This is a genomic window from Desulfovibrio desulfuricans DSM 642 (assembly GCF_000420465.1).
Classification (GTDB): Bacteria; Desulfobacterota; Desulfovibrionia; order Desulfovibrionales; family Desulfovibrionaceae; genus Desulfovibrio; species Desulfovibrio desulfuricans.
The window spans coordinates 42,442-55,891 of the sequence record NZ_ATUZ01000014.1; the positions used below are offsets into that span (position 1 = coordinate 42,442).

General features: G+C 58.5%; 10 protein-coding genes. 7 read left to right on the plus strand and 3 right to left on the minus strand.

Translation table 11 applies throughout. The features are described 5' to 3' along the window. Window positions 1-17 precede the first annotated feature (17 nt). On the minus strand, window positions 18-1,664 hold the full coding sequence (locus G449_RS0108380; RefSeq protein WP_022658861.1) for a cobyrinic acid a,c-diamide synthase CobB: 1,647 nt from the start codon (window positions 1,662-1,664) through the stop codon (window positions 18-20). Window positions 1,665-1,931: 267 nt separating this feature from the next. Further along, window positions 1,932-3,209, minus strand: coding sequence for an AICARFT/IMPCHase bienzyme formylation region (locus tag G449_RS0108385; protein ID WP_022658862.1), 1,278 nt, complete (start codon window positions 3,207-3,209; stop codon window positions 1,932-1,934). A gap of 314 nt (window positions 3,210-3,523) precedes the next feature. Here G449_RS0108385 and G449_RS0108390 point away from each other — a divergent pair, with 314 nt between their 5' ends. The 4 genes from G449_RS0108390 (at window position 3,524) to G449_RS0108405 (ending at window position 9,277) form a co-directional block, all read left to right on the plus strand. Then, window positions 3,524-3,889, plus strand: a complete 366-nt coding sequence (locus tag G449_RS0108390) for a hypothetical protein (protein ID WP_022658863.1) — start codon at window positions 3,524-3,526, stop codon at window positions 3,887-3,889. 202 nt (window positions 3,890-4,091) lie between these two features. Continuing rightward, window positions 4,092-5,369, plus strand: a complete 1,278-nt coding sequence (locus tag G449_RS0108395) for an adenylosuccinate synthase (protein ID WP_022658864.1) — start codon at window positions 4,092-4,094, stop codon at window positions 5,367-5,369. A 23-nt stretch (window positions 5,370-5,392) separates the two neighbouring features. Further along, window positions 5,393-6,298 carry a hypothetical protein gene (locus G449_RS0108400; RefSeq protein ID WP_027180829.1) on the plus strand — a complete coding sequence of 302 codons (906 nt, stop codon included), beginning with the start codon at window positions 5,393-5,395 and terminating at the stop codon, window positions 6,296-6,298. A 141-nt stretch (window positions 6,299-6,439) separates the two neighbouring features. Further along, on the plus strand, window positions 6,440-9,277 hold the full coding sequence (locus tag G449_RS0108405) for a diguanylate cyclase domain-containing protein (RefSeq protein ID WP_159060457.1): 2,838 nt from the start codon (window positions 6,440-6,442) through the stop codon (window positions 9,275-9,277). 241 nt (window positions 9,278-9,518) lie between these two features. Here G449_RS0108405 and G449_RS0108410 read toward each other — a convergent pair whose 3' ends face one another. Further along, window positions 9,519-9,995, minus strand: a complete 477-nt coding sequence (locus G449_RS0108410; RefSeq protein WP_022658865.1) for a hypothetical protein — start codon at window positions 9,993-9,995, stop codon at window positions 9,519-9,521. Window positions 9,996-10,254: 259 nt separating this feature from the next. Here G449_RS0108410 and G449_RS0108420 point away from each other — a divergent pair, with 259 nt between their 5' ends. The 3 genes from G449_RS0108420 (at window position 10,255) to G449_RS0108430 (ending at window position 13,440) form a co-directional block, all read left to right on the plus strand. Beyond that, a complete protein-coding gene (locus G449_RS0108420) occupies window positions 10,255-10,698 on the plus strand; it encodes a DMT family transporter (protein WP_022658867.1) in 444 nt (147 codons plus the stop codon). A gap of 105 nt (window positions 10,699-10,803) precedes the next feature. Next, window positions 10,804-12,168, plus strand: a complete 1,365-nt coding sequence (gene asnS, locus G449_RS0108425) for an asparagine--tRNA ligase (RefSeq protein ID WP_022658868.1) — start codon at window positions 10,804-10,806, stop codon at window positions 12,166-12,168. 225 nt (window positions 12,169-12,393) lie between these two features. Next, the gene (locus G449_RS0108430) at window positions 12,394-13,440 is read left to right on the plus strand and encodes an aspartate-semialdehyde dehydrogenase (protein WP_022658869.1); all 1,047 of its coding nucleotides are present in this window, start codon (window positions 12,394-12,396) and stop codon (window positions 13,438-13,440) included. Window positions 13,441-13,450: the final 10 nt, after the last annotated feature.

Consider the following 13,450-nt stretch of genomic DNA (forward strand, 5'->3'; position numbering starts at 1 on the left):
TTCAGCACCTCCGGGCATCAGCGCCCCTGAGCAAAACGGGCGGCAGCCGCCACGAAATTGGGGGCCCAACAGGGGACTGCCGGGGCAAAAATATGCGTATACGAAGCCCAGACATTCTGCCGCAACAGCCCGTCCAAAGCGGGCGCGCTGGTCAGCTTGGCAGTTTCGCCTTTTTTCTGCCCGTCCGGCTCTGCCTCACGTCCCATGCCCTGCCCTTTGCGCAGGCGCAGGCCGTGCCGGGGCGCAGCGCCCTGCCAGCAGCAGCGCGAATAATGAAATTCGTGCCCCAGAATTTCCAGCCCTTTGGGGAAAAATGGATTTTCCTCCACCACTGTTCCGTGCACGTAGCCGAGGCCCTGTGGTTTGCCGCAAAACTGGGCAACAACGGGGAAGATATTGCTCATGGGCCAAAGCACGCCCTCGCGTTCTATGCCTTGCGCCAGCAACATAAAACCACCGCATTCTGCATAGATGGGCAGGCCAGCCCCAGCCCATGCTGCCAGGGTGCGCAGGTGGGGCGAAGCGCTGAGGTCCGCAGCGCAATCTTCGGGAAAGCCACCGCCCAGGTAGAGGCCGTCTATTGCTCCAGCCTCGTCATGCTGCGGTTTTTCGCCGCGCAGTGCGGGCCAGACGCCGGAATGCGGCCCCACGATCTCAAGCCGCACCAGTTCCGCACCAGCACGCTCCAGGGCCTCAAGATTTTCTTCATAATAAAACCACAGGGCGCTGTCGCGCACATAGGCTATGCGCGGACGGCAGACTGGCATGGAGGCCTGTACATCGGGCAACCTGCCGCCCGAATTTTCAGCCGGAGTGGAGGCATCCGTGAGCGGCGCTTCCGTTGGCGCTTCCGCAGAACTGAAACATTCCACCGCCATGCCGACCGCCGCATCTACCGCCCCATTGGTTGACCAAAACGGCTCGGTCTGTTCCGGCCAGGGATCGGCAATGGCGGCCGCGCGGGCAGCAGCCATCACGGCATCAAGATTTATGTGTTCGGCCACAAAGCCGCCAAGCTTGTCGAGCACGGCACGGGCCTCAGGGGAAAGATCATCGCCGCAGGAGGCAATCCCCATGTGGCGCTCGGGCAGCGGGTTATCTTTCAGGCGCGGCAGGGCCCCAAGCACTGCCACATCCGTATATTCCTCAATAACCTTGCGCAGCAGGGCTTCGTGCCGCGCCGTGCCCACCTGATTGAGCACCACGCCCGCAAATTGCAGCCCCGGCTCAAAGGTTGTCATGCCGTGCACCAGCGCCGCTGCCGTACGCGTCATCTTTGTGCAGTTGATGCTGAGGATGATGGGGCAGCCAAGCATACGCGCCAGTTCCGCTGTGGAGCATGAGCCAGCCACGTCCATGCCGTCAAAAAGCCCCCGGTTGCCTTCAATCATGCCGAGCACTTCTGTCACGCCGCTTTGCGCCTGTGTTTTGCGCATGGCATGTGCAAACAGGGCCTTGAGACGTTCTGGCTGGAGCATGTAGGGATCAAGATTGGTGGCGGGCCTTCCGGCGGCCATGGTCAGCCACGCGGCGTCAATGTAGTCCGGCCCTTTTTTGAAGGGCTTGACCGTATGCCCCTGCGCGGCAAGGGCGCGCGTGAGCCCCAGGGAGAGCAATGTTTTGCCGCCGCCGCCAGAAAGGGCCGATACGCACAGCCGGGGCATGGATACAGCCGCTAAACCGCAGGCAGAGTGAGAGAGGTCGGATTGTGGCAAGGAGTGTTGCATGCGGCGGCCCTGTGGAGCAGTGCTCTCAATGGTATTGCGCCCAATTAGTTTGCACAAGAGATGGCGCAGTTCTTAGCCTCAAAGGCTTGCGGCCCGGCCGGAACGCGAAAATCCACGTTGACCGGGCCGGGCCGCGCACCTGACAGAGTCAGGGACAAAAGCCATTCATAACAGCGCAGTTTCGAACACTGACTGCGCGCTGCCCTAGTGCTTGAAGGAGCGCTGCCCCGTAAACACCATGGCGACCTGCGGCTTGGCCTCGTTGCAGGCCATAATCACTTCCGCATCGCGCATGGAGCCGCCGGGCTGGGCAATGGCCGCAACGCCCTGGGCCACAGCCACATCCACCCCGTCACGGAAGGGGAAGAACCCGTCCGAAACAAGCGCAGACCCGGCCAGCCCGCCGTGGGAGGCTTCGGTGCGGCTTTCAATATCCGCAAGCTTGGCGGCCATAGCCGCATCGGCGGCGGCCTTTTCCTTGAGTTCATAGAGCGACAGGCCGAGTTCGCGGAAGGCAAGCGTGTCTGCATACTTGGTGTGCGCCTTATGTATGGCGAGTTCCACGCAGCCCACGCGATCCTGTTCGCCCGTGCCGATGGCAAGGGTGGCGCCGTCGCGCACAAAAATGACGGAATTAGACGTAACCCCGGCTTCCACTGCCCAGGCAAAGCGCAGGTCGTCCAGTTCCTGCTTGCTGGGAGCGCGGGCGGCCACAGAAACGCCTTCCTTGGTGGTGGCGGTGGCGGGCAAAAAGTCCTTGGCTTCAAGAATGCGGTTCACAAAGGACTTCTGCACAATAATGCCGCCGTCAGCCAGACTCTTGATGTCAAGAAAGGCCGAGCTGGTCAGTTCTTCAAGCCGCCCAAGGCCGGGCAGTTCCATGATGCGCAGATTTTTGCGGCCCTTGAGGATATCCACTACGCCTTCTTCAAAGGCGGGAGCGGCAACCACTTCAAAATAGTTGGCGGCGACAATTTCCGCAGCTTCGCGGGTAAAGGGACGGTTGACAACCACGGCTCCGCCAAAGGCGGCGATGCGGTCGCACCAGAAGGCCTTTTCAAGGGCCGCAGCAATGCCGTCATTGCTCCAGGCCGCGCCGCTGGGGTTATTGTGCTTCAGAATCACCGCCGCGGGGCGCTCGGTGAGGTACTGCAAAATATTGGCCCCGTTGTCCACGTCCGTGAGGTTGGTCTTGCCGGGGTGCTTGCCTGCCTGAATCATCTGGCTTTCGGTAAGCGCGGAAACAATGCCATTGCCGGGGCCGCGCCAGTTCAGACCGCCACACGTGATGGTGCCTTCCTTAAGAGCGTAGAGGGCTGCGGGCTGGTCGGGATTTTCGCCGTAGCGCAGGCCCTTCTCCTCGTTGTCCAGCGTCCAGGTGCGCTTTTGGTAGACGAGTTTTTCATCGCCCAGAATGATGGTCATGGTGTCAGGGAAAGCGTCCTTGTGGACGGTGCTGTACATGGACTTGAGATCCGACATGCTTGCCTCCAGATGTTCGCCGATCAAGTGAGGCATTCGCATACCATAAAACATGCCGGACAACCAGCCCCGATTCGCTGCTGACGGCGGTTGGGGCGGCCTGGAGGTTGCGGTGCGGCAAAGCCCATCGGCAGGAGGCAGGGGATTCCATCAGGCAAGAAAGGCGCACGTCTGGCAAGGGGAGCGTACACTTATGGTATTTGACCCGCGGCAGCCGCAGCCTGACGCCGCATGGCGGCAAACCTGCCCGGCCCTCGCCCGCGTTGACGAAATTTCATGCGCACACTACAGTACCTCGTTACATGGGAGGTAATATGGAAAAGCTGCTTGTCAGGCTGGCCCAGCAACTGGACGCCATTGACGAAGCCTCGCTTATGTCGTTGTGGAGCAAATATGCTACGACGGCCAGCCGCTTTGAACCCACCAAGAGGTGGGAAGAAGCTACGCTCGTATTTTCGCTGATTCAGGCTAAACGCTGGAAAAACCAGCTTTTCAACTACCACTGGGCCAGGCAGGCGCAGCCGCTTGGCAAGGAGCCTGAAGGCGCGGTCAATCCCATGCCGGAATTTAAGCTTGAAGGGCCGGAGGCCGCCCCGGCGGCCAGCAAGTGCAGGGTGCTTGAGTTTAAGCCCTCCAGATCGAGCGAAAGGGAACAGACTGACCCCAAGCCCGAAAGTTGACGCGCATGCAGATTAGATGGCCCTGGGTAGTCATTTGACTTACAGTTGCATACGGGATACGTACCATCAAAGGCTTTGCGTCCCGCTTTAGCGGCAGTGGGGCCGTAGGGTAGACTCCCTTCGGTCGATCTGTCGCGCCCGGCGTACGAACGCGCCTTACATCACCCGCCGTTGCGCGGCGGCATTGCAGGCAGGTAACACCATGGCGAATACGGTCATCATCGGCGCTCAGTGGGGCGACGAGGGCAAGGGCAAGATTGTTGATATGCTGAGCGCCCAGAGCCGCGTTATAGTCCGCTTTCAGGGCGGCAACAACGCAGGGCACACCATCAAGGTGCAGGGCGAGGAAACCATTCTTCACCTTATCCCCTCCGGCATACTGCACGAAAACAAAATTTGCCTCATCGGCAACGGCGTTGTGCTCGACCCGCATGTGTTCCTGGAAGAAGTGGATCACCTTGCCGCCAGAGGCATTGACGTTTCGCCCGCGCGTCTTGGCATCAGCAAGAAGACCCATTTGATCATGCCGTATCACAAAAGTCTGGATCAGGCCCGTGAAGCCAAACGCGCCGGGCACAAGATCGGCACCACTGGCCGCGGCATCGGCCCCTGCTATGAAGACAAGGCCGCCCGGGTGGGCCTGCGCGCAGGCGACCTGACAGACCCGGATCTTGTTCGCGCCAAGGTGGCCCACGCCCTGCAGGAAAAAAACGTTCTGCTGCGCGACCTCTACAAATTTGAACCTCTCGATGAGAACACCGTGAGTGAAGAGTTGCTGGCACTTGCGCCGCGCCTTGTTCCCTACCTCACCGAGGTGGAAGAACGCATGCAGGAAGCGCAGGCCGAAGGCGGCGACATCCTTTTTGAAGGCGCTCAGGGCATTCACCTTGATATCGACCACGGCACATACCCCTTTGTTACCTCATCCAATACGGTGGCGGGCAATGCATCGGCTGGCTGCGGCATTGCGCCCTCGGCCCTGAACCGCATTGTGGGCATCGTCAAGGCCTACACCACGCGCGTGGGTTCCGGCCCCTTCCCCACCGAACTGCTGGACGACACAGGCAGCTACCTGCGCACACAGGGTCATGAATTTGGCGCCACCACGGGCCGTCCCCGCCGTTGCGGCTGGCTGGATGCCGTGGTGCTGCGCGAAAGCGTTCGCCTGAACGGGCTCACGGACATTGCCCTGACCAAGCTTGACGTGTTGCAGAACCTGCCGGTGCTGAAAATCTGCGTTGCCTACGAATACAAGGGCAAGCGCCTGAGCTATCTGCCGCAGGAAGAATGCTCCCTTGGCAGCGTAACGCCCATCTACGAAGAAATGCCCGGCTTTGAAGAAGACATCACCCAGTGCGCCAGCTATGAAGAGCTGCCCGCCACTGTGCGCGCCTATATCGCCCGCATTGAAGAACTGACGGACGTCAAGGTTTCGCTGGTTTCGGTGGGCGCAGATCGCCGCCAGACCATCGTGCGCTAGGAGGCGTAGCGGCCTTACAGGTCATGAACACCCTGCTGCCCGCCATAGCTGATGACGCCTTTGACCGGCTGAAGAGCGTACTCGACAATCTGGGTGCGACTCCGCCGCAGGTATTGCTGCTTGAAGGCGGCAGCGAGGCCCAGCGCCTTGACACGGCACGCTACTGGGCCGCCCGCATCAACTGCCCGCAGGCGGAAACATCGGGCGCGCCCTGCCTGACCTGCCCGGTGTGCATGCAGATTGCCGCTGGCGAGCATCTTGATCTGGCAGCGTATGACGGTCGCATAAGCAACCGTGAAGATGAAGAAAACCCTGGCCCTGTCCGTGCGTTCAACATGGAACGCGTGCGCGAACTCAAGGTTCGCCTGCGGGATGCTCCGCACGGACAGGGACGCAGGGTTGTTATACTGATGGGGCTCAGCCTCACCCGCGACGAAGCTTCCAATGCCCTGCTCAAGGCCCTGGAAGAACCCTCAAGCACCACTGTCTTCGTTCTGCTTGCGCCCCAGCGCGAACAGCTCTTGCCCACCTTGGTTTCCCGCTCATTCTGCCTCACGCTGCCCTGGCCTGACAGCCGCGCCGAGGATGAAGACATGCGCCCTTGGGAAGACGCCCTTGCGCAATTTCTTGTTCAAGGGCAAGGTTTTTTTGACCGTGTTGCTGCCAAGGGAGCCATCGACGCAGCAGGGGCTACCCGTTTGCTGCTGTGCTGCCAAAAGGCCATGAGCAGAATACTTTCAGACAGGCATGACCCGGCGCGCCCGCTGGATGCGGCTCTGGCCGGGCTGCGCGGCAAGGCCCGTGCGGTAGCCTGCCAATGGTTTGCCGAAGCTCAGGATGCCCTGAACTACGGAGTTACTCCGGCCAGAATCCTTGAGGCGCTGGCGGCCCGGCTTTTTGCCTTGCGGCGTATGGCGGGTCAATCGTAACAGGCGTTCTGCGTCACGGGGTTAAGGCATATGGGCAACAGGCATTTTTTCCTTCTTACGCTCCTGTTCTGCTTTGCCTTATTGTGCACGCTACAGATTACTGTTCAGCCAACCTTTGCCGAACAACATCGCACCGTGCGTGTGGCCCTCCCCCCTATTTCGCAGTTCAACCGCGTAGACGATGGGCAGGTTGTGGGGTACATTCCCGATTATCTGACCCAGCTCTCCCGCTATACGGGATGGAACATAGTTTACGTTGTTGAAAAAGACTGGGCCGCCTGCCTGGCCGCGCTGGATAAAGGCGAGGTCGACATCTGCACGCCCGCCCGGTATTCGGCTGAACGCGCCCGCCAGTATCTCTACTGCGCATACCCCGGCGGCACTTCCTATACGGCCATTCTGGCCCCCAAAGATTCACAGGTTATTTACGATGATCTGGAAAGCCTCGCGCAATTACGCGTGGGGAGCATGGGCAACCCCATCTGGCTTAAGGATTTTGCTGACTTTATCAGGCAGCGCGGCGGCACAATGCCCACCATTGTGGAGTACCCCGGCAGGGAAGAGTTGCGGGAAGCCATGCATTCCGGCCAGGTGGACGCCATTCTGGAAACCGTACTCTCGTTGCGAAATGACGAAAAAATTCTGGCAAAGTGCAAGCTCACGCCTTTTTTTTACATAGGTTCACCTAAAAACCCAAAACTTATGCAGGAACTTGAGCAGGCCATGGTGCAGCTCAAGATGGAGCAACCCGATCTGGAGTATCGCCTGGGGCGCATGTATCTTCTGCGCATGTTTCAGACGCCGCTTTCACGGGCGGAACTGACTTACATTGCCCAGCAGCCGCCCCTGCGCGTGGGCTATGATCCTGACCGCAAGCCCTATTCGTGGCAGGACCCTGTGACCGGGAACGCACGTGGCACCCTCCCGGACATCCTGCGGGATGCAGCAGCGCGCAGCGGTTTGCAGGTTACTTTTGAGCCTTATGCTGTACGCCCCGCAAATTTTACAGATGCCTATACCCAGAACAAGCTGGATATGGCCTTTGGTTCGTTTCCCTCTTCAGCCCTTCAATCCCACAAGAATTTCCGCCTGACCGCGCCGCTGACGCGCAGCAGCCTGTACCTATACGCCAAGCCTGACGCGAAACTGGAACAAGAGACGTTATTTACACTGGCAGTACCGGCAAGCATCTATAATGCGGCAGAGTACGCCTCCCGCACGTTTCCCAATGCGGTCATCAAGCTTTTTTCTGATGAGGAAGCATGCCTGACTGCCACTGGCCGACGCGAAGCCAACGCCATTCTGGGCAATTCCATGGTTCTCAATAACCTTACGAGCTCCCCGCGTTTCAGCGAGTTCAATCCTGTCACCAGCTACAGCGATGTTGAAGAAGCGCGCCTGACCATCAGGCCGGGGCTGCCTGATATGTTGCTGGGCATTTTGAACAACCTCCTGCTGACCATTGATGAAAAGAGCCGGACACAGATTATTTCCAGCAATATAGCAGCGGCAGCTACTTCTCCGACACTGGCGGATATTGTGTATGAAAACCGCTCGCTGCTGATGGTTGTAGCCGAGCTGATGCTCTTTGTTTCGGCTCTTGTTGCCTACGCCCTGCACCTTCGCCGCAAAAGTCTGTCGAACCAGATCGCCAGCGAGCAGCGCCTTGCCCACATAGCCGACAACATCAACGGCGGCGTCATCAGCATATCTACAGAGCTTCCCTTGCTGATTCTTGATGCCAACAATGGATTCTGGCAGTTGCTTGGCTACGAGGCCGACAAGCCGCAGACTACCGCGTTTATTGATCTGCTGCATGCTGACGACACAAAAAAGCTGCTGGACATGCTGGCAGACAAAAAAAGCGGCCCTGTGACAAACACCACGGAACTGAGGCTTCGCCACAAGGATGGTCAATGGCTGCCCCTGTTGTTGCGCGGCACATTTTCCGGCGATGAGAAGGCTCACCGCTCCATTGATTGCGTGGTGGTGGACATCACCGAGCAAAAGCGCATGCAGGAAGAGCTTGAGCAGGAAAAGGAGCGCTACCGGATACTGCTTGAGCAGTCGCAGGACATTTTTTTCGATGTGGATACAGAAAAACGCCAGTTCCGCTGTTCGCCGAACTTTTTGCTGAAATTCGGCAGGGAGGCCACGCCCCTCTTTAACGAAACCGGCCGCCCAACCAACAGGCATATCATCCATCCTGAAGACCTGCCCGCCCTCAACGAACTGCGACGGCGCATCCGCAGCGGCAACCCTACTGCTTTTGCAGTCATGCGCATCCCCACTGCCGAGGGGCGCTATATCTGGTGCCGAGTGCAGGCCACACGCATCAGCAAGCAAGACGCACCCTTGCGCCTTGTGGGCAAAATTGTTGATATTGATGAAGAAGTGAGACGCCGTGCCGAGCTTGAGCGCCGCACCCAGCGCGACAGTTTGACGGATCTGCTGAACAAGACCGCCTTCCGCGACAAAATATGCGCAGCCATGCCCGCAAAACCGCAGCAGGATAAGACAGACGCGCTTCTCTTCCTTGACCTGGATAATTTCAAGCTGATCAATGACACCTTTGGGCATGTCAGGGGTGATGCCGCCCTGCTTGAAGCCAGTGATGCCCTCAAACGCATCTTTCGCAATGCTGATGCTGTGGGCCGTTTCGGCGGCGATGAATTCTGCGTTTTTGTCAGGGATATCACCCGCGTGGCGCTCAAGGAACGGGCCGAGGCTCTGCTTTCAGAACTGCACAAATTTATTGAGCACGAGGGTCAGCGCGTGGAGATCACCACGAGCATAGGCATCTATCTGTTTGACGGCACCGAGGCGTCTTACGATGTGGCCTTGCACCGCGCGGACAATGCGCAGTATCTGGCAAAGCAGGCTGGCAAGAACTGCTACCGCTTTTATGATGAAACTCCTGAAGCCTGGGCTGACGAAACAAATACGACCAAGCAGGTTAGCGAAGGCGCAGCAACGTAATCCCTGCAATGGGCTTTTGGAACGCGTCTTATTTTGCCGCTATAAATAAAAAGGCTTCCCGCCACGTGGGAAGCCTTTTTATTTGCGCCACAAATTTCGGCGCGCGCGGGGTTGGAAGGAAGCTTGTTCGATTCAGCCGTACACTCCCGGCCCTGGTTCGAGCCGTCAGGTCAGCCGATAAAATTCACCAGTCTCAATGCTCGTCAGCATGTTGCTGCAAGCGCCAAGCATTGGCCCTCTGTTACTTCCACAGGCTGCTGTACTTGGCGGCTATGCCGTCAGTACGTTCCACCAGTTTGTCCACCAGACCGTCCACATCTTCCACGCTCGCCGTGCCAAGATCCCGGGCCAGCAGGTAGCCAAGGTAACCACGGCCCTGCTTGAACACCCAGCATACCGAATACACGGAACCCACAGCGGGGCGACCGGCAAATTCAGGCTGCGTGCTCACCATGACGTAGAGCTTGGGGATGTCTTTTTCTTCATCATCATTGAGGGTGAACAGGCTGCTCTGGTTGAAGCGCTCCTTGAGCTTGGTGCCGAGGCGCGCGCCAATGCTGTCTGTGCCTTCCAGCGACACGCTGACCGTGGTCACGCGGTCAACGGTCTTTTCTGGCTTGTCCTGCACGGGTTTGCCTGCCTGTGGGGTAGCCGCAAAGGCCACGCCTGTGAGCGCCAGAATGCATATCAGGGTAAAAACGCCAAAAAAAAATTTCATGCCTCTCCCTCAATTTCAGAATATACCCGCTGTCAGCGAATGCCGGGGCAAGGCCACCAGAACGCCCGCAGGAAACTGATTTGTTCTTGACCTTGATCCATTCTATATAATCTTTAGAAAAAGGTGAAGCGGGTATTTTTTCATGCGCAAACGGGCAAAAATGTATATAGTCCGCGCCCTGACCCGGTTTGCCTTGCCTGCCGCCATGTTGCCGCGCTCAAGCCCATCGGGGTAATGACACCGATCAAAGGATTTTTTCATGAAGCACATTCTTTTATTGCTGGCTTTTGGGGCCGGTTGCTGCCTCCCTGTGCAGGCGGGAATAAACAACTTGCTGCGGCGCTTTCTGGGCGAACCCATGCAGGCCGCGCTTGTTTCATTTGCCGTGGGTACGCTGGCGCTGTGGGTATACAGCCTGGCGGCAAGGCACACATGGCCTTCCATTTCTCAGCTTTCCGCTGTTCCGTGGTGGATGTGGACAGGTGGCGTGCTTGGCGCAATTTTTGTGAGTTGCACCATCTTTCTTGCCCCCCGGCTTGGGGCTGCCACCATGACCGCCGTCATGCTGTCGGGCCAGCTGATGGCCTCTGTGCTGCTTGACCATTATGCCCTCGTGGGCTTTCCCGAACACCCTGTTTCGCCATTGCGCCTTGCGGGCATTGCCCTGCTTTTTGCGGGTGCATGGCTTGTGCGGGTGTTTTAACGCAAGGTGGATCCAGCACAGGGCTTTCACTGCGCGCGCCATCTTGAGCTGCGACGCACTAAGGGCTACAGTGTCTGCAAATTGCCGCATCACAAGGAACATGCCATGCAAAGAACCCTTATCATAGACGCCTTGGCAGCGACCGAGGCTCAAGCCTCCATCACCATATGCGGCTGGATCCGCACCCGCCGTGATGCCAAGGAATTTTCCTTTGTGGAGGTCAACGACGGCTCCTGCCTCGGCAACATGCAGTGCATTGTTGACGCGGGCACCACCGCCCATGAGCAGCTTGATCAGGCCGCCACGGGCGCCGCCATCAGCGTTACGGGCGAACTTGTGGCCTCGCCCGGCAAGGGGCAGCTGTGGGAAATCAGGGCGCAGAGCGTCACTGTTTTCGGCCTGGCTGATCCCGAGACCTTCCCCTTGCAGAAAAAACGCCATTCTGATGAATTTTTACGCACAATTGCGCACCTGCGTTCCCGCACCAACAAATACGGCGCGGCATTTCGCATCCGTTCCGAAGCGGGCCAGGCTGTGCATCAATTCTTCCAGAGCCGCCGTTTTTCATGGGTGCATACGCCGGTGCTCACCGGGGCGGACTGCGAGGGCGCGGGCGAAATGTTCCGCGTCACCAGCCTTGAACCCGGCGACAAGGATGTGGCCGTCGATTTTTTTGGCCGCCAGTGCAACCTGACTGTTTCCGGCCAGCTTGAGGCCGAGGCCCTCGCCATGGGTCTTGGGCGCGTGTACACATTCGGCCCCACCTTCCGCGCCGAAAATTCCAATACGCCGCGCCACGCCGCCGAGTTCTGGATGATCGAGCCGGAAATGGCCTTTGCCGACCTGCAAGACCTCATGGAACTGGGCGAAAGCCTTACCCGTCATGTGATCGAACACGCCCTCGCCCACTGCGAATCCGACCTCAAACTCTTTGACAGCTTTGTGGACAAGGGTCTCATTGAACGCCTCAAGGGCATGGTGGCTGCGCCCTTTGCCCGCGTTTCGTACACGGAAGCCGTGGAAATTTTGCAAAAATGCGGCAAGGAATTTGCCTTCCCTGTTTCATTCGGCACAGACCTTCAAACCGAGCACGAACGCTATCTGGCTGAAGAGCATTTTAAAAAGCCTGTGGCTGTGTATGATTACCCCAAGGAAATCAAAGCCTTCTACATGCGCCAGAACGACGACGGCAAAACCGTTGCCGCTATGGACATGCTGGTGCCGCGCATCGGCGAACTCATCGGCGGCTCGCAGCGCGAGGAGCGCCTTGACCGTCTGACCAACCGCATTCAGGATCTCGGCCAGAATCCGGAAGATTACTGGTGGTACATGGATCTGCGCCGTTTCGGCACAGCGCCCCATGCCGGTTTTGGCCTTGGCTTCGAGCGTTTGCTCATGATGCTGACCGGCATCACCAATATTCGCGACGTCATTGCCTTCCCCCGTACGCCGGGCAATCTGGAATTCTAGAACGATTCCGGCAAGATCCCTTTTAGCCAGCCTGTTGCGAAAGCAGCGGGCTGATTTTTTTCAATCCGCCTGTACCGCCAACCGCAAAAAGCGCCAAAAAAGCCGAGCCAGCGCCGTAGCGGGGCCGTCATGCCCTTCACATTTGCCTTTTTGCCGGGTATAGTACGCGCTCACCTTTTTGGAGGCATCGAGCCGCCGCCCATCGCCCAAGGAGAGCGAAATACCATGAGCAAGAAGCTGACTGTAGCCGTTGTAGGCGCCACAGGCGCCGTAGGCCGTGAAATGCTCAAGACCCTGCACGAGAGGGACTTTCCCGCCACTGAAATACGCGCCTTTGCGTCCGCCCGTTCTGCGGGCACCAAAGTGCCGTATGGCGGCAAAGAGCTGACCGTGCAAGAGCTTAAAGAAGATGTCTTTGAGGGCATTGATTTGGCCATTTTTTCCGCTGGCGGCAGCACTTCGCAAAAATTTGCCCCGCATGCGGCCAAGGCTGGCTGCGTGGTGGTGGACAATTCCGCTGCATGGCGCATGGACGACCGCTGCCCTCTGGTGGTGCCGGAAGTCAACGCCCACGCCCTTGAAGGCCACAACGGCATCATTGCCAACCCCAACTGCTCCACCATCCAGATGCTGGTGGTGCTCAAGCCCCTGCACGACGCCGTCAAGATCAAGCGCGTTGTGGTTTCCACCTATCAGGCGGTTTCCGGCACCGGGCAGAAGGGTATTGAAGAACTGGAACGCCAGGTGCGCGACCTCTTCAACGGCCGCGAGACGGAATGCAATACCTACCCCTACCGCATTGCCTTCAACGCGCTGCCGCACATCGATGTCTTCCTTGATAACGACTACACCAAGGAAGAAATGAAGATGGTTCATGAAACCGTCAAAATATTTGAAGATCCTTCGGTCAAGGTTACGGCCACCTGTGTGCGCGTGCCGGTGTTCTACTGCCACGCCGAATCGGTGAACATTGAAACCGAAAAGAAGCTCACAGCCAAGGATGCCCGCGTCATGCTTTCGCAGGCTCCGGGCGTGCGCGTGGTCGATAATCCCCGCGAACTCATGTACCCCATGCCCTCCTACTGCGTGGGCGAGGATGAAACCTACGTGGGCCGCATCCGCGAGGACGAAACCATTGAAAACGGCCTGAACCTCTGGATTGTGGCCGACAACGTGCGCAAGGGCGCAGCCCTCAACGCCGTGCAGATCGGCGAAGAACTGATCAAGCGCGACCTGCTGCGCGTGACCGACAAAAACGTGTTCCTGAAGTAATTGCCTGCGC